The following is a 26,121-nucleotide window of genomic DNA, read 5'->3' as shown; positions in this document are numbered from 1 at the left end:
TTTGCCAGGCCCGTTCCGGTTTTGATTTCCGGCCCGCTTCGCTCTGACATGGAGAACATTACACGGGGGTGTTTCGATCTCCAAATCGGGGGGTCATCCGCCATCGGCAGCGCCCTGACCTGCGGGTTCTCCGGCGACGACCTGGGACGGAGCGCGCAGCGGCGCGAAACGACTTGAAGTGACCTGCGTCGCCGTCAGGTACTCCGGGCCCACAACGTCAATCATGGACGCATGTACGACGTGCTCGTGATCGGTGGCGGACCGGCCGGACGTGCCCTTGCGCGCGCGTGTGCACGGGAGGGCCTGCACACGGCCATCGTCGACAGGCACCCGCATCGCGTGTGGACGGCGACTTATGGCGCGTGGGCGGATGAGCTCCCACCACACACACCGGTTGCGGCGACGAGTACGACGGTGCGTGCCTTCGCGCGTGAGGAGCACAAAATCGACCGCACCTACGTGGTGCTCGACAACGTGCGTCTGCACGAGCTGCCCGGCGACGTCACGGTGCTCGATCGGCCGGCACCGGCCAGGCACACGTTCAACGCAACGGGTGCGCGTAAGGGTCGTGCGGAGCAGACAGCGGTCGGTGTGGTCATCGAGTCGGACGACACCGACACGACGTTGATGGACTGGCGGGGCGGCGACACGTTCCTCTACACGGTGCCGCTCGGCGACAACCAGGTGCTCGTGGAGGAGACCTGCCTCGCGCGCCGGCCGGGCATGCCGTTGAACGAGTTGCGCCGACGGCTTGATGCTCGCCAGTTGCCGGGTGTGAGAGAGGAGCGCGTCCGTTTCCCGTTGGACGCTCCACGGCACAAGGGCGCGTTCGGTGCGGCGGCCGGGTTCATCCATCCTGCAACGGGCTACAGCGTGGCCACCTCTCTCGCGCTCGCTCCAAGGGTGGCGGCGGCCATCAAGGCCGGTGAAGACCCGCATCAGGTGATCTGGTCGAAGAAGGCCCGTGCGGTTCACGCCCTGCGGCGGTTCGGGCTGGAGACCCTGCTGCGCATGGACGCCGACGAGACGCGGGACTTCTTCGAGCTGTTCTTCCGGCTCCCGGCCGAGTCGCAGCGGGCGTACCTGTCCGGTCGCGAGGACCTGGCGGGGGTCTCGGCCGCGATGGTGCGGCTGTTCGGCACGGCTCCGGCGCGGTTCAAGCTCAAGCTGGTGCTCCCCGTGTGAGGGGCGGGTCACGGTGCGCAGCGGTGCCGTGGCGAGTCGCCGCCAACTCCGTGAACTCCTGGTGAACCCCCTTGGTGCGGGTCGTTCGCACCGGCACGATCGGGTGCGTGCCCGCATTGCTGGATGACGTCAGGTTCGCCTTCCAGCCGCTGTTCAACCTCAACACCGGCGGCGTCGTCGCGGTGGAGGCGCTCGCGCGGCCCCACGACGGCACCGTGCAGGACCTGCTGCAGGCGGCTCATCAGGCGCGGCTCCTGACGAACGCCGACGTCGGACTCGCGTGCCGTGCCCTCCGCGCCGCGGCCGACTTCGAGCTGCTGCTCCCGTTGCACGTGAACCTGCTGGCGCTCACGGTGGCGGACCGGCCGGAGACGCTCTCGCCGCTGTACGGCGCGTTGCGGGAGACCGGGCGGAGTCCGGACGGTGTCGTCATCGAGGTGGGCGAGCCGTACTCGCGGGCGAACCGCGTGCGGCTGGCGCGCGGGTTGCAGACGTTGCGGGACCACGGTTTCCGCATCGCGCTGGACTGCGTGGGCGAGGGTGACGTCCCGCTGGGGCTGTTGACGAGCTCGGCGCCGGACTACATCAAGCTCGACCGTGAGATCGTGCGCACCCTTCCGGACGATGCGGCGCGTTGTTCGCTCGTGCGGTCGTTGGTGCACCTCGGTGAGTACACCGGTGGTCAGGTCGTGGCGGAGGGTATCGAGACCGAGGAACAGCTCGCGGTCGTGCGGAAGCTCGGTGTGGCGCACGCACAAGGGCATTTCCTTGCTCCCCCTCAGCGCCGACCGGTGGTCAACGCGCGCATTGCGCCCGAGGCCGTGACGCAGACCGGGGAGATCCGGCGCAGCAGTGGTCCGCGGGTGACCGACTTCCTGCACCCGGCCACGACGTTGCCGGAGAGCGCGACCTCGGAGGAGGTGCGCGAGGTGCTGGCAACGCAGCCGACGGTCACCGGTGTGGTGCTGGTCGACGTCGAGGGCCGGCCGCGGTGGTCGGTGGACCGCAACCGGTTCCTGCTGGCGGTGACCGGTCCGTACGGGCACGCGCTGCACGCGAAGCGGGAGGCGGCTCGGCTGGCGGACAGGCCGCACGTCATCGGTACTGATGCGTCGGCGCTCGACCTGCTGGACGTGGTGGCGCATGCCAACCGTGAGCGCACGAACGACGACCTGATCGTGGTCGACCACAACGAGAGGTGCATGGGCGTGGTGCGGGTCGCGGACGTGGTCCGCGGTGTCGCCGAGCTCAAGGTGGAGCAGGCGGCCGCGTTGAGCCCGCTGACCCGGCTGCCGGGCAGCGACGCGATCGCGCGGGAGGTCGACCGGCGGATCGGGGGCGGGGAGATCTTCGCGGTGTCGTGGCTGGACGTCGACGGTTTCAAGCTGGTCAACGACACGGTCGGGTTCGCGGCGGGGGACGACCTGATCCGCGAGATCGGGCACGACCTGGCGGACCTGGCGACGACGTTCCCCGGTGTGCAGGTGGGGCACGTGGGTGGCGACGACTTCCTCATCATGGCCGGTCTCGACGAAACGGTGCCGTTGTCCGCCCGTTTGCTGGACAAGGCGTACACGGCAGAAGGACGACACGTCACCGTCTCTCTTGCGACCCTTATCTGTGCCGCGGGGTCAGTGGGGTCGTATCGCGAGGTGTCGCGGTTGCTGGCACCGGTCAAGGAGCACGCGAAGTCGCTCGCCGGGTCGAGCTGGGTCATGGGCCGGCCGGGTACCGAACGGCGCGATGTGCTGCGTGGTGTCGGGCAACGCGCGGTGAGTTGACAAGTACAACCGAACGCCTCCTGTGCGACGAACTGATCACTCATAGCATCGAGGTCGCTACTCAGCGCATCGGAGGTTCGTCGTGCAGGTCGGCAGCGGAACGCAATCTGTACCAGCGCAGCGCACGGCCGTGGACGGTCTCCTCACCGTTGGGGTGGAAGAGGAGTTCGTGCTCGTCGAGGCGTCGACGGGGCATCTGGCCAACCGCGCCGCCGAGGTGCTGGCCGGTGCCGACCGCTACGAGGTGGACCTCCAGCCGGAGATCGCGCAGTACCAGGTCGAGTCGGCCACGGGCATCTGCACGGACATGGCCGTGCTGCGCGAGGAGCTGGCCGTGGCGCGCCGTGCGTTGATGGAGCGGGCCGCGCGCCACGACGCCCGGCTGGCCGCGACCGGTACGCCGGTGCTGGGGCTGACGATGCCGACGCCGTTGACGAACGCCCCGCGCTACCACCGGATGGCGCAGGAGATGGGCGCGCTGACCAACGACCTCGCGATCTGCGGTCTGCACGTGCACGTCGGGCTGCCCGACGACGAGTCGAAGGTGTTCGTGAGCAACCACCTGCGGCCGTGGCTGCCGACGTTGCTGGCGCTGGGCGCGAACTCGCCGTACTGGCTGGACGACGACACCGGCTATGCGAGCTGGCGGTACGTGGTGTGGAACCGGTGGCCCACCTCGGGTGCGCCGCCGCACTTCGAGTCGGCGGCGCAGTACTTCGCGGCACGGGAGGACATCGTCGCGAGCGGGGCGGCGCTGGACGCGGGGATGCTCTACTGGGACGTCCGGCTGTCGGCCCGGCACCCGACGCTGGAGCTGCGGGTGAGCGACGTGGCGCCGACGGTCGAGGAGGCCGTGCTGATGGCGGCCCTGGTGCGCGGGATCGCCGCGACCGCGCTGACGTCGGGTGCGGCGCCGGCGCCGGTTCCGCCGCACCTGTTGAGGGTGGCGTTGTGGCGTGCGGCCAGGGACGGGCTGGAGGGGTTCGGGATCGACCCCGTGACGGGGGCGCTGACGCCGGCGGCCACGCTCGTGGCGTCGCTGGTGCGCTGGGTGCGCCCGGCGCTGGAGCTCACGGGCGACTACGAGCTGGTGAGCGACGGCATCGACCGGGTGCTGCTCGACGGGACGGGTGCGGTGCGGCAGCGGCGGGCGTTCGCGCGGAGGGGGCGGCTCGACGACGTGGTGGGGTTCCTCGTGGACCAGACCGCGCCGGCCTGACCCTCAGGCCGATGGCGGGATCTTGGCCAGCAACGGGATCACGGCCAGCACGACGGTCGACGCGGCTGCCGCGGACTCGCCGTGGTCCGGCCTGTCGCGGGCCGCGAGCAGGAACGCCGAGCACGCGACGACCCCGGCGACCGCCCAGGACCAGCCGAAGCGGAACCACAGGCCGGCGCCGGTCATCAGCAGGCCACCCGCGGTCAGCTGGAGGGCGGCGCCGACCGCGGACCGGGTGCGCACGGTCGTGTCACGCGGCTGGTCGTCGGCCGGCCACCGCAGCGCACGGCCGGTCGCGAGTGCGGTGGCGCCGGAGAACACGAGCCACACGGCGGGGTCGGCCTGTCCCCCGGCGGCGGAGTAGGCGGTGACGGCGGGCAGCAGGACCGTGGCCGTCGCCAGCGCCACCGGACCGGCGTACCCGTGGCGTGGCAACCGGGTCCGGGCCAGGTGGAGCAGCAGGGCCAGTGCGACGCCGGCGGCGACCCGCCACGACACGGCGGTCGCCAGTGCCAGTGCGACGACCATCTCGGCGACCACCAGGGCACGGACCTGACCGGTCCCCACCTCGCGCACCGCGACCGGTTGCGTGCGGGAGGAGTCGAGCAGGGTGCCGGAGAGGGTCGCCGTGAAGTTCGCGAGGACCGCGACCACGACACCGAGGTCCGGCCCGGTCGCGTAGCAGGCACCCCAGGCGGCGCAGCACGCGGCGAGGACCCCGGACGGGGTGTCGAGGCGGTGCAGGTGCGTCAACGCCGTCACGTGGCCACCATCGGGTCAGCGGCGCCGTCGCGGCACCCCGGGAGCGCAACACTAGGCCGTTCGGAGCACGGGCGCCGGGTGCGGGTGAGCGGCCCGCCGAAGATCCGGCGGGCCGCTCGGGGTGGGTTGGTCGTCCCGCCAGGACTTGAACCTGGGACCTACCGCGTATCAGACGGACGCTCTCACCGGACTGAGCTACGGGACGGGTGGAAGACGTGGGTGTCGAACCCACCGGGGCGATCGTGCAAGGATCACCTGCGCGCCGGCGCGTCCCCCGTTGTTCGGTTGTCGTGCGGTTGTTCTTCCGGGCAGCACCGGCGGAAGGAGTCGAACCCCCGGGAAACGGGTTTGGAATCCGTTGCGCTTCCGAAGCTCGCCGGCGGGAATTAGCGAAAAGAAAACCGCCCATGGTTTCCCGTGGGCGGCTCCGAGGTCATGACCTGGTGTGTCAGGTCATGGCGTGGAGCCCCACGCCAGCGCCAGGAGACCCCCGGCGATCGCAGCGAGAATCCGCCACCCCGCGAGCTCGAAGCTGGCAATCATGTCTTCCTCCGGTTGATCTCTTGTTCGTTGTCGGGACCAAGTTAAGCGACGGTGGTGAAGCCGTGCAACGCATTTGTTGAACCAACGGAAAACGGCGCGCACCGGGTGGGTGCGCGCCGTTCCACTGCTGGTGAGGTCAGACGGTGAAGCCCAGCGCGCGCAGCTGTTCGCGGCCGTCGTCGGTGATCTTCTCCGGGCCCCACGGCGGCATCCACACCCAGTTGATGCGGAAGTCCGACACGAGGCCGCCGCCGGTGAGGGCGGCGCGGGTCTGGTCCTCGATGACGTCGGTCAGCGGGCAGGCCGCGGACGTGAGCGTCATGTCGATGGTGGCCACGTTCTTGTCGTCGACGTGGATGTCGTAGACGAGACCGAGGTCGACGACGTTGATGCCGAGCTCCGGGTCGACGACGTCGCGCATGGCCTCTTCCACGTCGTCGAGGGCGGCGACGTCAGCCTTGGGCTCGAAGACCGGCATGCCTTCGGCTCCCCGGACCACTTCTTCGGTGCTCATGCTGCTCCCTGGCTTCGTGCGACTGCGTCCTTGAACGCCATCCAGCCCAGCAGCGCGCACTTCACGCGCGCCGGGTACTTCGCGACGCCGGCGAAGGCGATGCCGTCCTCCAGGACGTCCTCGTCGGGCTCGACCTGGCCGCGGCCCTGCATGAGCTCGACGAACGCGTCCATCTTCCCGAACGCCTCGCTCACCGGCTTGCCCACGACGAGGTCGGTCAGCACCGACGTCGAGGCCTGGCTGATCGAGCAGCCCTGGCCGTCGTAGGACACGTCCTTCACCACGTCGTCCACGACGTGCACGCGCAACGTCACCTCGTCGCCGCAGGTCGGGTTGACCTGGAACGACTCGGCGTCGTAGGGGTCGCGCAGGCCGCGGCCGTGCGGGTTCTTGTAGTGGTCCAGGATGATCTCCTGGTACATCTGCTGGAGCTGCATCTCAGGCCACCCCGAAGAACTTCTGCGCCTCGCGGACGCCGTCGACGAGCGCGTCGACCTCGTCCAGCGTGTTGTACAGGTAGAACGTCGCCCGCACCGAGGACTGCGCGTTCAGGCAGCGGTGCAGCGGCCACGCGCAGTGGTGCCCGACGCGCACGGCGATGCCCAGGCTGTCGAGCACCTGGCCGGCGTCGTGCGGGTGGACGCCCTCGATCTCGAACGGCACGGCGCCGCCGCGGTTGACCGCGTCGCGCGGGCCGATCAGGCGGACGCCCTTGACGGCCGACAGGCCTTCCAGCGCCGCCACGGTCAGCAGGTGCTCGTGCGCGTGGACGCGTTCCACGCCCACGACGCTCAGGTAGTCGACGGCGGCACCCAGACCGACGGCCTGGGACGTCATCGGTGAGCCCGCCTCGAAGCGCTGCGGCGGCGGGGCGAACGTCGAGCCCTCCATCTTCACCAGCTCGATCATCGAGCCGCCGGTGATGAAGGGGGGCAGTGCCTCCAGCAGCTCACGGCGTCCGTAGAGGACACCGATGCCGGACGGGCCGAGCATCTTGTGGCCGGAGAACGACGCGAAGTCGACGCCGAGCTCGTGGAAGTTCACCGGTCCGTGCGGCACGGACTGGCACGCGTCCAGCACGGTCAGCGCGCCGGCCTTCCGCGCGGCCGCGACGAGCACGTCGACCGGGTTGATCACGCCGGTGACGTTGGACTGGTGCGTGAACGCCACGACCTTCGCCCTGGGCGTGATCACGCTGTCCACGTCGGACAGGTCGAGCCTGCCGTCCGCGTCGAGTCCGAACCACTTGAGCGTGGCGCCGGTCCGGGCAGCGAGCTGCTGCCACGGGACGAGGTTCGCGTGGTGCTCCATCTCGGTCACGACGATCTCGTCGCCGGGGCCGATGCGGAACCGCGCGGCCTCGGGACCCGAGGTCACGGCGTTGCCCATCGCGTACGCCACGAGGTTGAAGCCCTCGGTGGCGTTCTTGGTGAACACCAGCTCGCCGAAGTCGGCGCCGACGAAGTCCGCGATGCGCTGACGCGCACCCTCGTACTCATCGGTCGCTTCCTCGGCCAGCTGGTGCGCGCCCCTGTGCACGGCGGCGTTGTGCCGCTCCAGGAACGCGCGTTCCGCGTCCAGAACCTGCGTCGGGCGTTGCGAGGTGGCGCCGGAGTCCAGGTAGACCAGGCGCTTCCCGTCACGAACGGTGCGAGACAGGATCGGGAAGTCCGCCCTGAGGGCGGTGACGTCCAGTGGTGCTGCGGTGGTGGTCACAGCGCCTCCTCTCAACCGCTACAACGTCAGGAAAGGGCTGCTGCTTCCGTCTTCCCGGTGTACTTCACGTAACCCTCGGACTCGAGGACGTCGGCCAGCTCGCGGCCACCGGACTCGACGATGCGGCCGTTCGCGAAGACGTGCACGAAGTCGGGCTGGATGTACTTGAGGATCCGGGTGTAGTGCGTGATCAGCATGACGCCGACCTCACCGGAGGCCTTGTACCGGTTGACGCCCTCGGACACGACGCGCAGCGCGTCGACGTCGAGGCCGGAGTCGGTCTCGTCGAGGATCGCGACCTTCGGCTGGAGCAGGCCCAGCTGCAGGATCTCGTGGCGCTTCTTCTCACCGCCGGAGAAGCCCTCGTTCACCGAGCGCTCGGCGAACGCCGGGTCGATGTCGAGGTCGGCCATCGCGCCCTTGACCTCCTTGACCCAGTGGCGGAGGTTCGGGGCCTCGCCGCGGACGGCGGTGGCGGCGGTGCGCAGGAAGTTCGACATCGAGACGCCGGGGACCTCGACCGGGTACTGCATGGCGAGGAAGAGGCCCGCGCGGGCGCGCTCGTCGACGGACATCTCCAGGACGTCCTCACCGTCGAGCGTGACGGTGCCCGAGGTGATCGTGTACTTCGGGTGCCCGGCGATCGCGTAGGACAGCGTGGACTTGCCGGAGCCGTTGGGGCCCATGATGGCGTGCGTCTCGCCGGCCTTGATCGTCAGGTCGACGCCCTTGAGGATCTCCTTGGGAGCGTCCTCGCTGACGACCGAGACGTGCAGGTCCTTGATCTCAAGGGTGGCCATGACTTGCCGTTCTCCTGGTGGTGTAGCTAGAAGTCAGTTCGTGGTGGCGGTGACGTCGACGAAGACGTCGCCGTCACGGATGTCGACGGCGTAGACGTCGACCGGTTCGCTGGCGGGCGGTGACGAGGGCTTGCCGGTCTGCAGGTCGAAGCACGACCCGTGCAGCCAGCACTCGATCCCCTTGCGGGAGACCTCGCCCTCGCTCAGCGACACCGCGGCGTGCGAGCACAGGTCCGCGAGGGCGTGCACCCGCTCGCCCTCGCGCACCAGGACGACGTCGACGTCGTCCACGGTGGCGGCGAAGGGCTTGCGGTCGTCCAGGTCGGACAGTGCACACACCTTGATCACGCCCCGACCGCCTCGAGCTCTGCCTCGATGGCGGTCTCGAGGCGCTCGCGCACCTCGGGGACCGAGATCTTCGCGATCAGCTCCTGGAAGAAGCCGCGCACGACGAGCCGCCGCGCCTGGTGCTCCGGGATGCCGCGCGCCTGCAGGTAGAACAGCTGCTCGTCGTCGAACCGGCCGGTGGCGCTGGCGTGGCCCGCACCCTCGATCTCACCGGTCTCGATCTCCAGGTTCGGCACCGAGTCGGCGCGTGCGCCGTCGGTGAGCACCAGGTTGCGGTTGAGCTCGTAGGTCTCGGTGCCCTCGGCCGCCGCGCGGATCAGCACGTCGCCGATCCACACGGTGTGCGCGCCCTCGCCCTGCAGCGCGCCCTTGTAGACGACGTTGCTGCGGCAGTTGGGCTGCGAGTGGTCGATGAACGGGCGGTGCTCCTGGTGCTGGCCCGCGTCGGCGAAGTACAGACCGGCCAGGTCCGCGTCGCCGCCCTTGCCCGCGTACTGCACGACCGGCGTGATGCGGACGGCGTCGCCGCCCAGCGTCACCACGGTGTGCTTGATCGACGCGTCGCGGCCGAGCTTCACGTGGTGCTGCGAGACGTGCACCGCGTCGTCGGCCCAGTCGTGGATCGCGATCACCTGGAGGTGCGCGCCGTCCGCGACGAGGAGCTCGACGTTCTCGGCGTACGCGCCGGAACCCCGGTAGTCGAGGACGACGGTGCCCTCGGCGAACTGCGACGCCTTGACCAGCAGGTGGCCGTAGGCGACCTGGCCTTCGCCGGCACCGGTGACGGTGACGGTCGTGGGCTCGGACTTCGCGTCGCCGGGCAGCGTCACGACGGTGGCGTTCTCGAAGGACGTGTACGCCTGGGCCGCGATGCGGTCACCGGGGACACCGGCCCCGCCGAGGCGGTCGTCGTCACGACCGACCGTCTCGACGGTGACACCGGCGGCGGCGTTCACCTCGACGGCAGCGGAACCCGTTGCCGCAGCGCCGGAGTGCAGACCGGCAAGACGCTTGAGAGGCGTGAAGCGCCAGATCTCCTCACGGCCGCCCGGGACCTCGAACGCGTCCACGTCGTAGGACGTGAAGTGCTCCGCGCGCGAGGCGACCGGGACGACAGCGCCGTGGGAGTGAGGTTGAGTCGACAGGGCGGCCATGTCAGCCGACGGCCCCTTCCATCTGCAGTTCGATCAGGCGGTTCAGTTCGAGGGCGTACTCCATGGGCAGCTCGCGCGCGATGGGCTCGACGAACCCGCGCACGATCATGGCCATGGCCTCGTCCTCGTTGAGGCCGCGCGACATCAGGTAGAACAGCTGGTCCTCGGAGACCTTCGAGACCGTGGCCTCGTGGCCCATCGCGACGTCGTCCTCGCGGACGTCGACGTACGGGTAGGTGTCCGAGCGGCTGATGGTGTCGACCAGCAGCGCGTCGCACTTCACCGTGGACTTCGAGTGGTGCGCCCGCTTGTTGACCTGGACCAGGCCGCGGTAGGACGTGCGGCCACCGCCGCGCGCCACCGACTTCGACACGATGGTCGAGGAGGTGTGCGGGGCCATGTGGACCATCTTGGCGCCGGCGTCCTGGTGCTGGCCCTCGCCCGCGAACGCGATCGAGAGGACCTCGCCCTTGGCGTGCTCGCCCATCAGGAAGACGGCCGGGTACTTCATGGTCACCTTGGAGCCGATGTTGCCGTCGACCCACTCCATGGTCGCGCCCTCTTCGGCCTTGGCGCGCTTGGTGACCAGGTTGTAGACGTTGTTCGACCAGTTCTGGATCGTCGTGTAGCGGCAGCGGCCGCCCTTCTTCACGATGATCTCGACGACGGCCGAGTGCAGCGAGTCCGAGGAGTAGATCGGCGCCGTGCAGCCCTCGACGTAGTGCACGTACGCACCCTCGTCGACGATGATCAGCGTGCGCTCGAACTGGCCCATGTTCTCGGTGTTGATCCGGAAGTAGGCCTGCAGCGGGATGTCCACGTGGACACCCTTCGGCACGTAGATGAACGAGCCGCCGGACCACGTCGCGGCGTTGAGCGCCGAGAACTTGTTGTCACCCGCGGGGATGACGGAGCCGAAGTACTCCTTGAAGAGCTCCGGCTGCTCCTTGAGGGCGGTGTCGGTGTCGAGGAAGAGGACACCCTGCTGCTCCAGGTCCTCGCGGATCTGGTGGTACACGACCTCGGACTCGTACTGGGCCGCGACGCCGGCGACGAGGCGCTGCTTCTCGGCCTCGGGGATGCCCAGGCGGTCGTAGGTGTTCTTGATCTCCTCGGGCAGGTCCTCCCAGGAGGTGGCCTGCTTCTCCGTGGACCGCACGAAGTACTTGATCGAGTCGAAGTCGATCCCAGAGAGGTCAGCGCCCCAGTTCGGCATCGGCTTGAGGTCGAAGAGCTTGAGCGCCTTCAACCGGTACTCGAGCATCCACTCGGGCTCGTCCTTCTTGGCCGAGATGTCGCGGACGACGTCCTCGCTGAGGCCTCGGCGGGCGCTCGCGCCGGCAACGTCCGAGTCGGCCCAGCCGAACTCGTAGTTGCCGAGAGACGCGATGGTCTCTTCCTGCGTGAGCGGAGACTGCACCGTGGTGGGCGTGCGCTGCTCGGCAGCGGCAGTCATGCGGGCTCCCCTCCATCATCTGGGATCCGTGAAATGTTCGGGATGTGCGTCGTGCACACGGCGTGGCCGCGGGCGATCGTCGCGAGGCGCTGCACGTGGGTTCCGAGGAGGTTCGCGAACGTCTCCGTCTCGGTCTCGCACAGCTGGGGGAACTCGGCAGCCACGTGGGCGACCGGGCAGTGGTGCTGGCACAACTGCTCACCCGCCCCCGCGGTGCGGGTCGCCGCAGCGTAACCCTCCCTGGTCAACGCGGCAGCGAGGGCCTTCGCCCGTTCGGCGGGTGTGGCCTGCGCCACGATCGCCGTCCGGTGCCGGTCCACGAGCGCGTCGACCCGACTTTGCGCGAACGCCCTGACCGCCTCTTCGCCACCCGTTTGGGCGAGGAACCGGATCGCGGCGACCGCGAGGTCGTCGTAGGCGTGGCCGAACCGGGCGCGCCCGGTGTCGGTCAGCAGGAAGAGCTTCGCCGGACGGCCCCGGCCCCGCTGGGTCTGGCGGGGGGCGTCCCTCGTCGTCGCCTCGCCGTCCGCGAGCAGTGCGTCGATGTGACGGCGCACGGCCGTGGGGCTGATGCCCAGTTCCTCGGCAACAGCGGCCGCGGTGACCGGACCCTGCTCCAGCAGGAGCCTGGCGACAGCGCGCCGAGTCTTGCCGTCGTGCTGCGACACGGCGTCAAGGTGGGTCTCGGCGTTTTTCACAACACCAGTGTTGCGTATTTCGCCGGAGGTCGCAAAGATCGCGGTCACAGGGTGACCTGACTCACGGCTGAGCGGGGCTGGATACGCTGCTGGCATGCCCACTTCCGGCGGAGCCGTGACTCCGGAGAGCGACCTCTTGAACGGTCGAGAGCGTCGTCAGCTGGACATCGTCCGCCGTTGGGGGACCATCGGCGCGCTGCTGCTCACCGTCGGGTCCCTGGGCGGTGGCGCCGCCCCCATCTACTCGCCGCTGTACGGCGTGCCCGTCCTCGGGCTCTTCTCGAGGATGCCCTCGGTCGCGATGGGGGTCGTCTGGACCGGCATCTTCATGATCGTGTCGGCGTGGCTCGCGCTGGGCCGGTTCGTGCGGCCGGGGCGGGTGCGGATCGTGTCGCGCAGCCAGATGGACCGCACGCTGCTGATGTGGACCGTGCCGCTGGTGTTCTGCGTGCCGATGTTCTCCCGCGACGTGTACTCCTACCTGGCGCAGAGCGAGATCGCGGCCCGCGGCCTGGACCCGTACGAGCTCGGCCCGGCCTCGGCGCTGGGCGTGGACCACGTGCTGACCCGCGGTGTGCCGAACATCTGGCGGGAGACCCCGGCGCCGTACGGGCCGCTGTTCCTCGCGGTCGGCCGGCTGCTGGCGATGGTCACCGGCGACCACGTCGTGTCGGGCGTGTTCGTGCACCGGCTGCTCGTGCTGTGCGGTCTGGTGATGATCGTGTGGGCGCTGCCGCGGCTGGCCGCCCGCTTCGGCGTGTCGCCGGTCGGGGCGCTGTGGCTGGGCGCGCTGAACCCGCTGGTGCTGTTCCACATCGTCATCGGCGTGCACAACGACGGCCTGGCACTGGGCATGATGCTGGTCGGCATCGAGTTCGCGCTGCGCGGCCTGGAACCGCTGCGGTGGTGGTGGATCACGTTCGGCGCGGCCACGATCGTGTGCGCGGCCATGGTGAAGATCCCCGCGATGGCCGCCCTCGGTTTCGTGGGCGTGCTGGTGGCGCGCAAGCTCGGCGGCAGCTTCAAACACCTGCTGGTGGTGGCCGCGGTCATGGCCGCGATAGCCGGCGTGGGGGTGGTCGCGATCTGCCTCGGCACCGGCTTCGGGTTCGGGTGGATCGAGACGCTGAACGTCGCCTCGGTCGTGAAGTCGTGGATGTCACCGCCGACCGCGCTCGGCTTCATGGGCGGCGGCCTGGGCATCCTGCTGAGCCTCGGCAACCACACCGACTCGATGATCGCGCTCGCCCGCCTGCTCAGCCAGGGCATCTCGATCGTGATCACCGTGGTGCTGCTGTGGCGGACGTTCAAGGGCCGGCTGAAGGCGATGAACGCCCTGGGAGCGGCCCTGGGAGCGATCCTGGTGCTCGGGCCGGTGCTGCAACCCTGGTACGTGCTGTGGGCGGTGCTGCCGATGGCGACGGCCGTGATCGGGCCGCGGTTCCGCGGGTTCGCGATGGTGACCAGCGCGGTGATCGCGGTGATCCTGCCGCCGACCGGGTCGGCGTTCGACGGGCGGGCGTACACGGTGCCGCAGGCGGTGGCGGGGGCGGTGATCACGTTCGCGGTTTGTGTGTTGATCGCGCGGAAGCGGGTTGGGCCGTTTTTGAAGTCTGATGCGGTGTGAGGTGGGGGTGCGGCTAGCTCGGGTGTGAGGGCGGCGCGGGTGTGAGGGCGGCGCGGGCGGGCGTGGGGCCGAAGCGGCCTGTTCGATGCCGCCTTGGTGGGGCTGCCGCTCGCATCCGGGGCTCACACCCGGCGCGCGTGCTCGCGCAGGGCGGGCGGCGGGCCGGTGCGTTCGACCGCGGGCCTGACCGATCTGGCGGGCCTGACCGGGTGTGCCGGGGTCTGGTCAGGGTGCGCTGGGACGGTGTCGACTCGGCGGGCTGACGGCGGGGTCAGGCCGGGCCGGGCCCGCGTTCCTCCTTTCCTCCGGGGCGCGGCAAGGGGGTGGTTCCGGACATCCACAAGACGCAGCCGGCCGTGGATCCGGACACGATTCACCCGTCCGGGTGGCGCCGTGGACTGTCGGCTGCGGCGAAAGCAGCAGTAACCACACAACTCCAGCGGACGACTACCCGGCAGAGGGGAAGATCGAAGCTGGAGGGGGTGGTGCGGCATGTCCGAGGAGACCGCACGAGCCGAACAGACCGAGCAAGCCGCGCAGCCAACGCAGGCCGCGCCGGCCGAAAAGCCGGAACAGCCGGAGAAGCCCGGGCAGCCGGAAAAGCCCGCCCACGCCGGACAGCCCATGTCCCGCGAGGAGGTCCGCTTCGCCGTCGTCCTCAACGGCGGCGTCAGTCTCGCCGTCTGGATGGGCGGCACGGTGCTCGAACTGGACCGGCTGACCAGGCCGGGGTCGGTCTACCAGCCGCTGCTCGACCTGGTGGGGTGCACGGCCAGGGCCGATGTCATCGCCGGCACGTCCGCCGGGGGGATCAACGGGGCCGCGCTCGCGTTGTCGCAGGTCAACAAGAACGCGGACCTGAGCAGGCTGCGGGACCTGTGGGCGGAGCAGGGGCGGATGGAGCAGCTGCTCAGGACGCCGTTCAAGGGGGCGCCGGCGTCGCTGTTGCAGGGGGACGAGTTCTTCCTGCCGAGGTTGCAGGAGGCGTTGGCGCGGCTCACCAGCGACTTCGAGCCCACCGCGCCGGACGAGCGGCCGATCGACCTGCGGATCACGACCACCCTGCTCGGGGGTGTGCCGACCACGAGCTACGACGACCTCGGGCAGCCGTTGACGCAGTCGGTGCACCAGGGCAGCTTCTCGTTCCGGCGTGATCCCTACTCGTGGGTCAGCGAGGTCACCAGGGACGACTTCGCGGCCGGGGGGATCGACGAGCGGGTGCTGCAGTTGGCGTTGGCCGCGCGCAGCAGTGCGAGTTTTCCGTTCGCGTTCGAGCCGAGCTTCATCCCCGTCGGCGGGCAGCCCTCGCCGGGCCGGCCGGACATGGCGGACGTGGCGAGCTGGGCGAACGGCGGGGACCGGAGCCGGTTCGCCGTGGACGGCGGGGTGCTGGTCAACACGCCGACCAGGGAGGCGCTGGAGGCGATCGACCGGATGCCGGCGGACGGGCCGGTGCGGCGGGTGATGTTGCTGGTGTTCCCGCACGCCGAGCCGCTCGGGTCGGAGCCGCGGGCGGACGTGGCAGGGGCGGGGCCGACGACGGTGGCGGCCGGGGCTCGGTTGCTGAGCGCCATGTCGAGCCAGGCGAACCGGACCTACGTCGAGAAGATCGAGGAGCACAACCGGCGCGCGGCGGGCAGCAGAGGCGGGCGGATGGCGTTGCTCGAACGGTTGCACGCCGGGGGGCAGGACGTGGTCGGCGAGGTGTACTCGCTGGCGGACAAGCTGTTCGGGCACTACGAGGACGTGGAGATCCGGCTCGCGGCACGGCAGGTGGCCGCGCAGCAGTTCGCGTTGCCCAAGGGGAACCCGGCGAACTGGTCGTTCGAGCGGGCGCGGCGGGCCGCGGAGAACGCGCAGCGGGCGTGGAAGAGGAAGCACGGTGTGCTGCCGTACGTGCCGGGGGTGCGGTTGCCGAGCACGGTGTGCCGCGCGGACCTGGGCTGGGAGTGGGGCATCACGATGGCCGAGCGGCTCGGGGCCTCGGCGCTCGACCTGCTCAAGCGGCTCGTGTGGGTGGCACCGGACGGGCAGGCGGAACGGATCGCGCGGGCTCGCGGGGAGCTGCACCAGGTGAGGGCGGAGCTGCGGCGGCTGCGCGAGGAGCTGTTCGCCTGGCAGCCGTCGGACTCGCTGGGCGAGGAGTACTGGACCGGGCGGCTGGCGAGCTACCACGAGCTCATGGTCGACGGGCACCTCGGGCTGGAGGTCAAGGCGCAGGTCGCCGAGATCGGGCGGGTCGTCGGGGCGGCGCAGGAGGTCGTGCGCGACCTCGACGAGCACCGGCTCAAGCTGGGTGGGCTGACCGCGTGGCACGCGTTGCTCGGCACGGCGGCCACCGCGCAGGAGGCGGGGCTGTCGGAGGCGGAGCGGTGGCTGAGCCGGTTGCTGGCGCTGGAGGTCGCGGGCACCTGCCTGTCCGACGACGCGTCGACGGGGCTGGACACGCCGGTCGAGCTGGTGCAGGTGTCGCTGCAGACGCGCAACGCGTTCGCGCAGCAGTCGCTCACCGCCGACGACAAGGCGGGCGGGGCGTCACTGTCGCGGTTCTCCGGGTTCCTCAAGAGGTCCTGGCGGGTCAACGACTGGATCTGGGGGCGGCTCGACGGCGCCACGATGCTGTGCCGGGTGCTGTTCGACCCGCGCCGGCTGCGGCGGATGGACCTCCTCGGCCGTCCCGAGGGTGACACCCGCACCGCCGCGCAACGTGCGGAAGCGGTGGTGCAGAACGTGATCAGGCACATGTTCGGTCCCGAGCTGCCGGTGCGGGTCGCGGCGTGCGCGAACGAGGCCGCGAAGGAGCTGCAGGGCATCTACGAGGCGGAGGGTGAGCTGTCGCCGTCGTCGCTGAAGCTCGCCGAGCTGGCCGCGTGGGGCCTGCACTGGCGGATCATCTGCGAGGAGCTGCCCCGGCTGCGGGCGGCGATCATCGCCGACCGCGGGGACGGGGCGGACGCGCGGTCGCGTGGCGAGCTGTTCCTGGAGGAGCACGCGGACCTGTTGCGGCGCCTGGAGTTCCCGCAGGAGCACACGGTCACCCTGGGCATGGCGGCGCTGACGGCGTTCGACCGCGCGGGTATCGGCCGCGAGCCGCTCACCCAGGAGGCGGCGTCGGACCAGATGATCCGCACGGCGGCGACCGCGGCGGCGGTGGCGGTCACGGTGGCCGACTCGGAACGCGCCGGGCTCAGGGCGGTGCGGCCGGTCACCAGGGTCATGCGCGGCGGCGCGCTGTTGCCGTACTGGACGATCACCGGGCTGACCAGGGGCGGGAACCTCGCGCAGTTCCTCGGTCTGCTCGGGCTCGCGGTCGGCGGGGCGCTGGTCGTGATGGCGTTGTTCGGGTTGCTGCCGTCGTGGGCGGCCGGGCCCGGCGCGGCGGTCGGTGCCGCGTCGCTGCTGGCCGCTTTCGGGTACGCGGCACTGCGGTCCGGCACGCTGCTGCACGGGCTGGTGCTGCTGTCGCCGGTGATCCCGCTGGCGGCGGTCGCGGTCGACCGGGTGCCGGACGACCGCTCGCAGCTCACCACCGGCACGGTCACCGTCGGCGGTGTGGTCGTGGTGGTGGCGGCGCTGCTGTTGCTGGGGTCGCTGCCGGCGCCGATCCGCACCCCGCTGGCGGTGCTCGCCGACTTCCGGCCGCTGGAGGTGCTGCGGCGGCGCTGGAAGCAGGCCGCCGTCGTGGCCGTGGCGGCCGGGCTGGTGTGGTCGGTGTGGCAGTTCGAGCTGCACACCCGGCCGTGGCTGGTGATCCCGACGTCCGTCCTGTGTGGAGCGTTCGGGGTGTGGATGGCGCTGTCGGGCGGCAAGTCGTTGCAGCGGTGGCGCCGGGTGGAGGGCGTGTGGGGCACCGAACGCGCCGAACCGCCCGCCGCGGCGACCGCGGGCTGGGCGGTCGTCTACGGCATCGCCTACCTCGCGGCTGCGGACGTGCTGCTGCTGGTGCGGCCGGGCGGCTGGGGCTGGCGGGCGGTGATCGGCACGGCGCTGGTGTTCGGGCTGACGCTGTTGCTGATCACGTCCTGGTACGTGCCGAGGGCGGAACGGCGGCGCATCCGCGAGCAGCTGGTCACCGAGGCGATCCCGGCGATCTACCCCGGCGGCTGCGACGTCGCGGCGGTGCTGCGGGAGCGGCTGGAGGGCCACGCCTCGCTGTACCGGTTCCTGATCGACGGGGAGGGTGAGCACCCCGCAGGGCTCACCCTCTCCCGCACCGGGCAGGTCGTCGCGCAGCGGATCGAGCGGAAGCTCAGGCCGCCAGCGCGATGACCGGCGCAGGGCGGCCCATCGCCCGTGCGTAGAGACCTTCGAACCGCTCCAGGGTCGCCGCCAGCGCGTGGTGCGAGATGATCTCGCTGCTGGCGGCGCCCATGCGGGCCCGCGTGGGCGCGTCGTGCACGAGCGCGTGCAGGCGCTGGGCCAGTGCGGTCACGTCACCGGGTTCGAACAGCCAGCCGTTGCGGCCGGGGTGCACGAGGTGCGGCAGCGCCATGGCGTTCGCGGCGATCACCGGCTTGCCCGCGGCCATCGCCTCCATGGTGGCGAGGCTCTGCAGCTCGGCGACACCGGGCATCACGAACAGGTCGGCGCGGGCGTAGGCGTCGAGCAGCTCGTCCTCGGACACGAACCCGTGGAACCGCACCCGGTCGGTGATGCCGAGGTCGCGGGCCAGCAGCTCCCACTCCGCGCGGCACGTGCCGTCGCCGACGACCTCACCGAGCGCGCCGGGCACGCGTGCGAGGGCGCGCAGGAACTCGTCGACGCGCTTCTCCTCGTCGAGCCGGCCGACGAACAACGCGGTGGGCCGGTCGTTGCGGGTGACCTCGCGCTGGTAGCGGGCGATGTCGATGCCGCACGACACGGGCATGGCGCGTTCGGGGAACCCGCTGTCGTGCAGCAGCTGCACGGCGCGCGGTGTCGGTGCGGTGACGATGTCGGCACGGCCGAAGACCCGTGCGAGGTCGCGGTAGGCCCATCTGCGGGACAGGCCCTGCAGGAACGCCGGCACGTGCGCGTGGCTGAACAGGTTCTCCGGCATGAAGTGGTTCGTGGCGAGCGTCGGGATGCCCTGCGCGGCGGCGGAGCCGAGGACGTACCGGCCGACCACGAAGTGCGCCTGGACGTGCACGACGTCCGGCTTGAGCGCCTGGACGAGCGCGTCGGCCTCCTCCTTCGCCTGCCACGGCAGGCAGAAGCGGAAGTCCGGGTAGAACGGCAGCCGGTGCGAACGCAGGCGGTGCACGGTCACGCCTTCGATCTCGGTGGCCTTGGGCGAGTCGGGTGCGATGACGTGGACGTCGTGCCCGCGGGAGGCGAGACCGACGGCGAGGCGCTGGGCGAACCGCGCGGCTCCGTTGACGTCCGGCGGGAACGTGTCGGCGGCGATGACGACGCGCAGCGCGCTGGAGGTGTTCACGGGAAGCTCCGTTCGAAGAGGGACACGAGGGTGACGGGCGAGGGCGAACACACCACTGGCTGCGGCGAGCGCGCAGGCGAGCAGCAGGGCACCGGTCCACGCGGACAGGTGCGCGGCTTCGCCGAGGAGGAAGGCGCCGATGCCCACGGCGACCAGCGGGTCCACCACGGTCAGGCAGGCGACGGCGAGATGAGGGGGTCCGCCCACGTAGGCGTGCTGGACGAGCCAGCCGCCGACCGCGAGCGAAAGGGCGATGCCGAGCACGGACGCCACGTGCGAGAGGCCGAAACCGCCCTGCTGCACCGACTGGGAGACGGCGCGCATGAGCACTGACACGTAGCCGTAGGCGACACCACCGGCTGATGCGAACGCCACGGCGCGAACGCGCGCGTTCGTCGTGAGCGCGGCTGTCACACCGGGGATGGCGATCAGGCCGAGGCACACCAGTCCGGCCGTGAGCTCGGCGTCGGGCACGACCTCGGTGGCGGTCGCGCTGCCGGACGCGAGGAACACGAACGCGCCCACGCCCACCGTGGTGAGCAGGATCGCGGGCAGCTCGCTCAGCCGCCGGTCCAGCAGCGCGGTCAGGCCGATCGCGACCACGCCGATCGGCTGCACGACCGTGAGTGGCGCCATGCCGAGCGCCGCCGCGTGCACCCCGGCACCGGCGACGAGCAGGGCGAGCCCGCCCAGCCAGCGGGGTTGCCGCAGCACACTCGCGCGGGCACCGGTCTCGGCGACCGCGTCGTGCTGCAGGCGTGCCGCGAGGGCGAAGCACACGGCGCCGAGCACGGCGAGGGTGATGGCGAGCAGGGTCATGTCGTCCGCCTGAGCTGGGTGGCCGCGATTGCGAAGAGAAGTCCGTAAAGGGCGGCGAACAAAACGCGTTCGGTGAGCCCGCGCGCCTCGAAACCGGCGAAGGAAACGTGGCTGACCATGAATGCCGCACTCGACACCGTGGCCGTTATTGCGATACCGAGCAGAGCCGGAAATTTGCGCGCGATGAGCAGTCCGGCGACCGGCAACGCGGCGAACATGACGGCGCCGGCGTAGCGGTGGACGTAGCCCGACAGCGACGTCGGTGCCCCCGTCGGATCGGTCGGGAAGATCGTCGAGACGGTCAGACCGGCCGACCAGACACCGATCAGCCACTGCGCTGACCTGCCCGCACCCCGCAGGCTGACGGCCAGCAACGCCGACACGGCCGCGAGGCTGAGGGACGTCGCCGCCAGCCATTCGGTGCCGTTGCGGACGAACACGTAGTCGCTGACGACGTCGCTGACCGGGTCGAGCTGCCCCGCCGACACCACGTGCAGGTAAAAAATCGGAACCAGTGAGAACACCAGTCCCCCGAGCACCAGTCCCCGTCTTCTGTCCCCCACCTCGATCACGTGAAAAGTCTCTTGTGACGGCGGTGATCAACCAATGGGGAACTCCCCCGAGCGGACCCTGAGGTGTCCCCGACTTCCCGGGGTAGGGCCAGCCCCACCTTTCCCGTCCGCCTTCGTCAAGGGCGCCCCGCGAACGTTTGCGCCACCCCTGCGGAGGTCACGCGGGGGCCCCGCGTTCCCCTCAGCGGCACGCGGGGCCCCCGCGTGCACGTGTGCGGAGTGCACGCGGGGAGCTTTCGTGCGCTCCTGGTGCACGCGGGCGCCCCGCGTGCACCAGGAGCGGGGGCGACCGAATAGGGTGAGCGCTCGTGAGCCCGAATCCCCAGCCTGCGGTGGAAGTGTCGGGGCTGGTCAAGAGGTACGGCTCGAAGACCGCCGTCGACGGCCTGGACCTCGTGCAGCCGACCGGCACCGTTCTCGCCCTGCTCGGGCCCAACGGCGCCGGCAAGACGACGACCGTCGAGGTCTGCGAGGGCTTCCGTTCCGCGGACGGCGGGTCCGTGCGCGTTCTCGGGCTGGAGCCCGGCAGTGAGGCGCTGCGCCCGCGCATCGGCGTGATGCCGCAGGGCGGCGGCGGTTACCCCGGCATCCGCGCTGAGGAGATGCTGAACCTCGTGGCGGCCTGCGCGGCGCACCCGCTCGACCCCCGGTGGCTGATCGAGGTGCTCGGGCTGTCCGGCGCGGTGAAGACCCCCTACAAGAGGCTGTCGGGCGGCCAGCAGCAACGGCTGTCGCTCGCGTGCGCGTTGATCGGGCGCCCCGAGCTGGTGTTCCTCGACGAACCGACCGCGGGCATGGACCCGCAGGCCCGCCGTCTGGTGTGGGACCTCGTGGGGGCCCTCCGCGACGACGGTGTGTCCGTGCTGCTGACGACGCACCTCATGGACGAGGCCGAGGCGTTGGCCGACCAGGTCGTCATCATCGACCAGGGCCGTGTCGTCGCGCAGGGCACGCCCGCCGAGCTGACCGCGAACCGGGCCGACGACCAGCGGCTGCGGTTCCGCGCACGGCCCGGCCTCGACACGTCGCTGCTGTCGGCCGCGCTGCCCGAGGGCCTGAAGGTGCGCGAGGCCACCCGCGGCGGCTACGTCGTCGAAGGCCTGATCGACCCGCAGGTCGTGTCCACGGTCACGTCGTGGTGCGCCCAGCAGGGCGTGCTGGCCGAGGAGCTGACCGTGGCCAGGCGCAGCCTCGAAGACGTGTTCCTGGAGCTGACCGGCAGGGAGCTGCGCTCATGACCACCTTCGCTCCCGGCACCTTCACGCCCAAGCCCGGCCGCGGCTCGCTCGGCCGCATGCTGTTCGCGCACGCCCGCACCGAGGCGATGCTGACGTTGCGCAACGGCGAGCAGATCCTGCTCACGGTGCTCATCCCGCTGGCGCTGCTCGTCGCCCTCAGCCTCATGTCGGTCATCCCGATGCCCGAGCCGCGCGTCGGGTCGGCCACCGCCCGGATCTTCGCGCTGGCGATCATCTCGTCGGCGTTCACCGGCCAGGCCATCGCGCTCGGCTTCGACCGCCGCTACGGCGTGCTGAAGCGGCTGTCGGCCTCCGCACTGCCCCGCTGGCTGCTCGTCGCCGGACGGGTCTGCGGCGCGCTCGTCGTGGTGGCGCTGCAGATCGCGCTGCTCGCCGTGACGGCGCTGTTCCTCGGCTGGGACGTGCAGCCCGCCGGGCTGCCGTGGCTGGTGCTGATGGTCGTCCTGGGCACGCTGACGTTCGGCGCGCTGGGCGTCCTGCTCGGCGGGTCGCTGCGCGCGGAGGTCGTGCTGGCGCTCGCGAACATCATCTGGTTCGTGCTGCTGATGGCCGGCGGCGTCGCGCTGTCGGTGCCGGTCGGGTTCGTGCACCTGCTGCCGTCCGCCGCGCTCGCCGAGGCGCTCGAAGCCGCTGTGGTGCACGGCACGGCACCGGGTGCGGGCCCCGTCGCGGTGCTCGTGGCCTGGGGCGTTGCCGCCGGGGCACTGGCGACCCGGACGACGCGGCTCACCTGACCCGGCATACCATCGGTCCGTGTCTCGATTGACCGCTTTCATCGTTCCGTTGCAACGCGCCCTCGCGATCGCCGCCATCATCGCGCAGGGCGGCATCGCGGTCACCGGGTCGATCGTGCGCGTCACCGGCTCCGGGCTCGGCTGCCCGACGTGGCCGGAGTGCGTGCCCGGCAGCATCGTCCCGGTCGAGCACCCCGACGTCGCCGCCCTGCACCAGTGGGTCGAGTTCGGCAACCGCACCCTGTTCGGCGTCATCGGCATCATCACGGGCCTGTGCCTGGTCGCCGCGGTGCTGAACAAGCCGCGCCGCCGCCGCGTGATCGTGCTCGCCGCGGTCCAGGTCGGTGGCGTGCTCGCCCAGGCCGTGATCGGCGGCCTGACCGTCCGGCTCGGACTGGTGTGGTGGAGCGTCTCCGTCCACTTCATGGTCTCGATGGTGCTGGTGTGGTTCGCCGTGCTGCTCCTGCGGTCGCTGAGCGAGGGCGACGGACCCGCCCGCTGGCTGGTCCCCGCCGGCGCGCGCGGGCTGCAGGTCGTGATGGCCGTCGTGATGTACCTGCTGCTGATCGCGGGCACCTTCGTCACCGCCGCCGGCCCGCACGCGGGCGACTCGAAGACGCCGCGCCTGGACGTGCCGGTGCCGGCGCTCGCGCAGATCCACGCCGACCTGCTGTTCCTGTTCCTGGGCATGCTGATCGCGATGGGCTTCTTCGTCCGCAACCGCTCCTACTGGGTCCTGGTGGGCGTCGTGCTCGCCCAGGGCGCGCTGGGCATGGTCCAGTACTGGACCGGCGTGCCCGAGGTGCTCGTGTCGATCCACGTCCTGGGCGCCGGTGCCGTCGTCGTCGCCACGGCGATGCTGTGGACGTCCTCACGTGAACGCACCGTCGAGGTCGAGGTGCCCGCGGCCACCGATCAGGCGCTCAGCAAGGCCTGAGCCTCGGTCTGCCCGTTGTGCCTCGCCCAGTGGGCGGGGGTCGCCTCGAAGTTCGCGTCGGTGGCGGTCCGGTCGGCGCCCGCGCCGAGCAGGACCCGGATGACGCCGAGGTGCCCGCGTTCGGCCGCCAGGTGCAGCGCGGTGACGCCCTCGCCGTGCATCGGACCGCCGAAACCGGTGCGCTGGTCCGGGTTCGCGCCCAGGTCGAGCAACGTGCGGGTGGCGTTCTCCAGACCGCACCACGCCGCCCACGCCAGCGCCGTGCCGCGGTAGACGTCCGCGTCGACGCGGGCACCGCGCTCGACCAGCTCGCCGAACACCTCGGTGCGGTCGTTGCGCGCCGCCCACGCGAGCGCTTCGTCCAGCACCTCCTGCGGGTCGGCCGTCGGCCACCAGCGCGGGAAACCGCTGTGCGGCCGGTAGTAGCCGCGGCCCGCCTCGGGTTCCACCGCCAGGTCCAGGTCGCCCAGTCCGGCGGCGGTGCGCAGGTTCGGCGGGTGGATCCCGTGCCGTGCCAGCAGTTCCGCGGTCTCCCGGTGGCCCCAGAACAACGCGACCGTCAACGGGGTGCCGCCCGCCCCGCGCGCTTCGAGGTCGGTGCGGGCGCCCGCGGCGAGCAGCACCTCGGCCAGGTGCGGCTGGTTCGCGTACGCCGCCTGGTGCAACGCGGTCCAGCCGTGGACGTTGCGGTGGTTCACGTCGGCGCCGTCGTCGAGCAGCACGCGCACGAGGCGTTCGTCGTGTTTGGCGGTGGCCATGCCGAGCAGGTCGTTCCCGTTGGTGCCGCTGGCCTTCACCAGCCACGGGTCACGCGCGAGCAGCGCCGCCAGCTCGGCCGGGTGCTGCAGCTCGACCGCCTGGTAGGCGCGGGCGAACGGGCGCGGGTTGCGGATGTGCGCCTTGAGCGTCTTCCAGTCCTCGCACCCGTGTGCCTGCGCGAGCACGATGTGCGCGCCCTCGTCCGTCAGCGGCACACCGTCGAAGACCTCCAGCGCACCCGGCACGCCGTCCCACGCGGAGGCGAGCAGTCCGCGCGCCCGTTCCTCGTAGTACTCGATGTCGTCGCGGAACGGGTGCCACATGCACCCAAGCTACTTGGGCGACGCGGGCCTGCGCTCCCACAGGGCCGGGATTTCCGCTGAGAGCCAACCGTAGAGGTGGTCGACGGTCTTCAGCCGCATCGCCCGCTCCGGATCGCCGCTGAGCAGCCGCATGCCGTCGTCGGTCAGCGTCTGCACGCTCGCGATGGCGTGGAGCTTGCGCTGCACGAAGTCCGACCAGGCCTTCTCGTTGATCCGGTACTCCGCGGCCTGCCGGCCCCGCCGGGTCCGCTTGGTCACGAGCCCCGAGTTGACCAGGAACTTGAGGTTCGTGCTGATCGAGCCGCTGCTCGCCTCCAGCTCCTGCGACAGCTCGGCGGCGGTGCGCTCCACGGGCTGGCAGACCAGCAGGTAGCCGAGGATGCGCCCGCCGATCAGCGGGATGCCCTCCTCGGCGAAGTGGGCCGCGAACCGCTCGATCCAGGCGGACAGGCGGGTTTCCCTGCCGACGCTCATCGATGTTCCCCTTCGGTCGACACTGAAATCATCGTAGCGATCTTGTCAACGACCCAGGGGGTGGCGGTGTGGTTCAGGCGTACAGGGTGGGGTTGCCCCAGGCGAGCTCGGGCAGGTGGTTCGACCGCCCGCCGGCGATGTTCGCGCCGGCCAGCAGCGGGTGCACCGTCGTGCCCGGCCGGTAGGCGACCAGCCGCAGCCGCAGCGCGTCGGTGACGTCGAGGCTCAGCAGGCGCGGCCCGCCCTGTCCCGCCGAGCGCTGCTCGCGCGGCACCCCGTCGACGACCACCTCGAACACACCGGTCTGGCCCGCGTCCACGGCGTCGTCGAGGACGCCGACCGTGGCCTCGAAGCGGCGGAACCGGCGGCCCAGGTTGAACTCGACCTGCCCCTTCGGCTCATGGCAGAAGCCCGAGCAGCGGTAGACGACGCTCTCGCCGTAGTGCCGGCCGTTGAGGTTCGCGCCGCCCAGCACCACGTCCGGCGAACGGGCGGCCACCGGCAACGACGTGAGGCGGGTGGTGTCGGCCGGCGGAGGGGGCGGAACGCTGCCGTCGGAGCCCGCGAACGGCCGCACGGCGTCGAGGATCTGCATCAGGTCGTAGTCGGCGGACCGGTGGTGCAGGCGCAGGTACTGGTGCCCTGCGATCGCCGCGATCGTCGGCGGCAGGTCCGCGGCCGACGGCATCGCCGTGTCCCCCACCAGGACCGGTACGACCCGCGCGCCCGCCCGCAGCGCCAGCTCGATCTCGAAGCGCACCCAGTCGCCCGGTGCGGCGATCCGCGGCACGCCCCCGTCGGCGACGGTGAGCCAGCGCGGGCCGATCACCGCCAGCAGCACCGCACACGAGGAGGCCGCGCGGACGAGCTCCGGGTCGAACGGGACACCCGGCTCGATGCTCGCGCTGGAGCGGAACACCCGGTCGCGGCCGAGCACCCGGCTGAGCTTCTGGTCGATCAGGACGGCGCTGTCCTGGCCGTCACCACCGCGGAAGTTGATGAAGACGACACCCATGGACCATTGT

At 71.0% G+C, this 26,121-nt stretch carries 22 protein-coding genes and 1 tRNA gene; 8 read left to right on the top strand and 15 right to left on the bottom strand.

The features are described 5' to 3' along the window. Positions 1-231 precede the first annotated feature (231 nt). From AB0A63_RS37335 to AB0A63_RS37325, 3 genes are all read left to right on the top strand, one after another. Positions 232-1,185: a lycopene cyclase family protein gene (locus AB0A63_RS37335; RefSeq protein WP_360400326.1), complete on the top strand. Its 954-nt coding sequence runs from the start codon at positions 232-234 to the stop codon at positions 1,183-1,185. Positions 1,186-1,292: 107 nt separating this feature from the next. Next, positions 1,293-2,966: a GGDEF domain-containing protein gene (locus tag AB0A63_RS37330; RefSeq protein ID WP_360400323.1), complete on the top strand. Its 1,674-nt coding sequence runs from the start codon at positions 1,293-1,295 to the stop codon at positions 2,964-2,966. Between the two features lie 130 nt (positions 2,967-3,096). Next, positions 3,097-4,185 carry a glutamate--cysteine ligase gene (locus AB0A63_RS37325; RefSeq protein ID WP_360400320.1) on the top strand — a complete coding sequence of 363 codons (1,089 nt, stop codon included), beginning with the start codon at positions 3,097-3,099 and terminating at the stop codon, positions 4,183-4,185. Between the two features lie 3 nt (positions 4,186-4,188). Here the strand turns inward: AB0A63_RS37325 and AB0A63_RS37320 are convergent, their stop codons facing one another. The 10 genes from AB0A63_RS37320 to AB0A63_RS37275 form a co-directional block, all read right to left on the bottom strand. Continuing rightward, positions 4,189-4,947, bottom strand: coding sequence for a hypothetical protein (locus tag AB0A63_RS37320; RefSeq protein WP_360400317.1), 759 nt, complete (start codon positions 4,945-4,947; stop codon positions 4,189-4,191). 127 nt (positions 4,948-5,074) lie between these two features. Then, a tRNA-Ile gene (locus AB0A63_RS37315) sits at positions 5,075-5,152 on the bottom strand. A 474-nt stretch (positions 5,153-5,626) separates the two neighbouring features. Continuing rightward, positions 5,627-6,004, bottom strand: coding sequence for a metal-sulfur cluster assembly factor (locus tag AB0A63_RS37310; RefSeq protein ID WP_360400314.1), 378 nt, complete (start codon positions 6,002-6,004; stop codon positions 5,627-5,629). After that, on the bottom strand, positions 6,001-6,441 hold the full coding sequence (sufU, locus tag AB0A63_RS37305) for a Fe-S cluster assembly sulfur transfer protein SufU (protein ID WP_360400311.1): 441 nt from the start codon (positions 6,439-6,441) through the stop codon (positions 6,001-6,003). The genes AB0A63_RS37310 and sufU overlap by 4 nt, the downstream gene beginning before the upstream one ends. A gap of 1 nt (position 6,442) precedes the next feature. Continuing rightward, a complete protein-coding gene (locus AB0A63_RS37300) occupies positions 6,443-7,720 on the bottom strand; it encodes a cysteine desulfurase (protein ID WP_360400308.1) in 1,278 nt (425 codons plus the stop codon). Between the two features lie 26 nt (positions 7,721-7,746). Then, positions 7,747-8,520, bottom strand: a complete 774-nt coding sequence (sufC, locus tag AB0A63_RS37295; protein WP_266041288.1) for a Fe-S cluster assembly ATPase SufC — start codon at positions 8,518-8,520, stop codon at positions 7,747-7,749. 33 nt (positions 8,521-8,553) lie between these two features. Next, a complete protein-coding gene (locus AB0A63_RS37290) occupies positions 8,554-8,868 on the bottom strand; it encodes a non-heme iron oxygenase ferredoxin subunit (RefSeq protein ID WP_360400305.1) in 315 nt (104 codons plus the stop codon). Continuing rightward, a complete protein-coding gene (gene sufD / locus AB0A63_RS37285) occupies positions 8,865-10,022 on the bottom strand; it encodes a Fe-S cluster assembly protein SufD (RefSeq protein ID WP_360400303.1) in 1,158 nt (385 codons plus the stop codon). Before sufD ends, AB0A63_RS37290 begins: the two co-directional genes overlap by 4 nt. 1 nt (position 10,023) lies before the next feature. Beyond that, positions 10,024-11,478 carry a Fe-S cluster assembly protein SufB gene (gene sufB, locus AB0A63_RS37280; protein WP_360400300.1) on the bottom strand — a complete coding sequence of 485 codons (1,455 nt, stop codon included), beginning with the start codon at positions 11,476-11,478 and terminating at the stop codon, positions 10,024-10,026. Next, a complete protein-coding gene (locus AB0A63_RS37275; protein WP_360400297.1) occupies positions 11,475-12,272 on the bottom strand; it encodes a metalloregulator ArsR/SmtB family transcription factor in 798 nt (265 codons plus the stop codon). Before AB0A63_RS37275 ends, sufB begins: the two co-directional genes overlap by 4 nt. On the opposite strand from AB0A63_RS37275, the gene mptB reads away from it, so the two are divergent. Both mptB and AB0A63_RS37265 read left to right on the top strand, forming a co-directional pair. Beyond that, positions 12,271-13,803, top strand: coding sequence for a polyprenol phosphomannose-dependent alpha 1,6 mannosyltransferase MptB (gene mptB, locus AB0A63_RS37270; protein ID WP_360400294.1), 1,533 nt, complete (start codon positions 12,271-12,273; stop codon positions 13,801-13,803). The two genes, AB0A63_RS37275 and mptB, sit on opposite strands and share 2 nt — an antisense overlap. 492 nt (positions 13,804-14,295) lie before the next feature. Then, entirely contained in the window at positions 14,296-18,072 is a 3,777-nt protein-coding gene (locus tag AB0A63_RS37265; protein ID WP_360400291.1) for a patatin-like protein, read from the top strand. On the opposite strand, the gene AB0A63_RS37260 is transcribed toward AB0A63_RS37265, so the two are convergent. Next, the gene (locus tag AB0A63_RS37260; protein WP_360400288.1) at positions 18,053-20,038 is read right to left on the bottom strand and encodes a glycosyltransferase; all 1,986 of its coding nucleotides are present in this window, start codon (positions 20,036-20,038) and stop codon (positions 18,053-18,055) included. The genes AB0A63_RS37265 and AB0A63_RS37260 overlap by 20 nt on opposite strands. Beyond that, positions 20,035-20,610: a DUF998 domain-containing protein gene (locus AB0A63_RS37255; protein ID WP_360400285.1), complete on the bottom strand. Its 576-nt coding sequence runs from the start codon at positions 20,608-20,610 to the stop codon at positions 20,035-20,037. Before AB0A63_RS37255 ends, AB0A63_RS37260 begins: the two co-directional genes overlap by 4 nt. Positions 20,611-20,918: 308 nt before the next feature. Here AB0A63_RS37255 and AB0A63_RS37250 point away from each other — a divergent pair, with 308 nt between their 5' ends. Genes AB0A63_RS37250 through AB0A63_RS37240 form a run of 3 tightly spaced genes read left to right on the top strand, consistent with a single transcriptional unit; the run spans position 20,919 to position 23,540 of the window. Further along, positions 20,919-21,848, top strand: a complete 930-nt coding sequence (locus tag AB0A63_RS37250) for an ABC transporter ATP-binding protein (RefSeq protein WP_360400282.1) — start codon at positions 20,919-20,921, stop codon at positions 21,846-21,848. After that, complete coding sequence (locus tag AB0A63_RS37245) at positions 21,845-22,603, top strand: ABC transporter permease (RefSeq protein ID WP_360400279.1); 759 nt, start codon at positions 21,845-21,847, stop codon at positions 22,601-22,603. The genes AB0A63_RS37250 and AB0A63_RS37245 overlap by 4 nt, the downstream gene beginning before the upstream one ends. A gap of 19 nt (positions 22,604-22,622) precedes the next feature. Beyond that, positions 22,623-23,540, top strand: a complete 918-nt coding sequence (locus AB0A63_RS37240) for a COX15/CtaA family protein (protein ID WP_360400276.1) — start codon at positions 22,623-22,625, stop codon at positions 23,538-23,540. Here AB0A63_RS37240 and AB0A63_RS37235 read toward each other — a convergent pair. From AB0A63_RS37235 to AB0A63_RS37225, 3 genes are all read right to left on the bottom strand, one after another. Next, the gene (locus AB0A63_RS37235) at positions 23,519-24,622 is read right to left on the bottom strand and encodes an ankyrin repeat domain-containing protein (protein ID WP_360400273.1); all 1,104 of its coding nucleotides are present in this window, start codon (positions 24,620-24,622) and stop codon (positions 23,519-23,521) included. The two genes, AB0A63_RS37240 and AB0A63_RS37235, sit on opposite strands and share 22 nt — an antisense overlap. 9 nt (positions 24,623-24,631) lie before the next feature. Next, a complete protein-coding gene (locus AB0A63_RS37230) occupies positions 24,632-25,096 on the bottom strand; it encodes an ArsR family transcriptional regulator (protein WP_360400270.1) in 465 nt (154 codons plus the stop codon). 73 nt (positions 25,097-25,169) lie between these two features. After that, positions 25,170-26,111: a TIR domain-containing protein gene (locus AB0A63_RS37225; RefSeq protein WP_360400267.1), complete on the bottom strand. Its 942-nt coding sequence runs from the start codon at positions 26,109-26,111 to the stop codon at positions 25,170-25,172. Between the last annotated feature and the right edge of the window lie 10 nt (positions 26,112-26,121).

The sequence above is a fragment of the Lentzea sp. NPDC042327 genome, assembly GCF_040647275.1.
Taxonomy (GTDB): Bacteria; Actinomycetota; Actinomycetes; order Mycobacteriales; family Pseudonocardiaceae; genus Lentzea.
Note: the sequence above shows the minus strand (reverse complement) of the source record. Positions and strands in the feature narration are given on the sequence as shown.

Excerpts from the sequence above, each read along its gene's own strand:
- AB0A63_RS37225 (WP_360400267.1), bottom strand. The coding sequence starts at position 26,111 with ATGGGTGTCGTCTTCATCAACTTCCGCGGTGGTGACGGCCAGGACAGC.
- mptB (WP_360400294.1), top strand. The coding sequence starts at position 12,271 with ATGCCCACTTCCGGCGGAGCCGTGACTCCGGAGAGCGACCTCTTGAAC.
- AB0A63_RS37245 (WP_360400279.1), top strand. The coding sequence starts at position 21,845 with ATGACCACCTTCGCTCCCGGCACCTTCACGCCCAAGCCCGGCCGCGGC.
- AB0A63_RS37310 (WP_360400314.1), bottom strand. The coding sequence starts at position 6,004 with ATGAGCACCGAAGAAGTGGTCCGGGGAGCCGAAGGCATGCCGGTCTTC.
- AB0A63_RS37275 (WP_360400297.1), bottom strand. The coding sequence starts at position 12,272 with ATGCCAGCAGCGTATCCAGCCCCGCTCAGCCGTGAGTCAGGTCACCCT.
- sufB (WP_360400300.1), bottom strand. The coding sequence starts at position 11,478 with ATGACTGCCGCTGCCGAGCAGCGCACGCCCACCACGGTGCAGTCTCCG.
- AB0A63_RS37235 (WP_360400273.1), bottom strand. The coding sequence starts at position 24,622 with ATGTGGCACCCGTTCCGCGACGACATCGAGTACTACGAGGAACGGGCG.
- sufU (WP_360400311.1), bottom strand. The coding sequence starts at position 6,441 with ATGCAGCTCCAGCAGATGTACCAGGAGATCATCCTGGACCACTACAAG.
- AB0A63_RS37265 (WP_360400291.1), top strand. The coding sequence starts at position 14,296 with ATGTCCGAGGAGACCGCACGAGCCGAACAGACCGAGCAAGCCGCGCAG.
- AB0A63_RS37335 (WP_360400326.1), top strand. The coding sequence starts at position 232 with ATGTACGACGTGCTCGTGATCGGTGGCGGACCGGCCGGACGTGCCCTT.
- sufD (WP_360400303.1), bottom strand. The coding sequence starts at position 10,022 with ATGGCCGCCCTGTCGACTCAACCTCACTCCCACGGCGCTGTCGTCCCG.
- sufC (WP_266041288.1), bottom strand. The coding sequence starts at position 8,520 with ATGGCCACCCTTGAGATCAAGGACCTGCACGTCTCGGTCGTCAGCGAG.
- AB0A63_RS37230 (WP_360400270.1), bottom strand. The coding sequence starts at position 25,096 with ATGAGCGTCGGCAGGGAAACCCGCCTGTCCGCCTGGATCGAGCGGTTC.
- AB0A63_RS37260 (WP_360400288.1), bottom strand. The coding sequence starts at position 20,038 with ATGACCCTGCTCGCCATCACCCTCGCCGTGCTCGGCGCCGTGTGCTTC.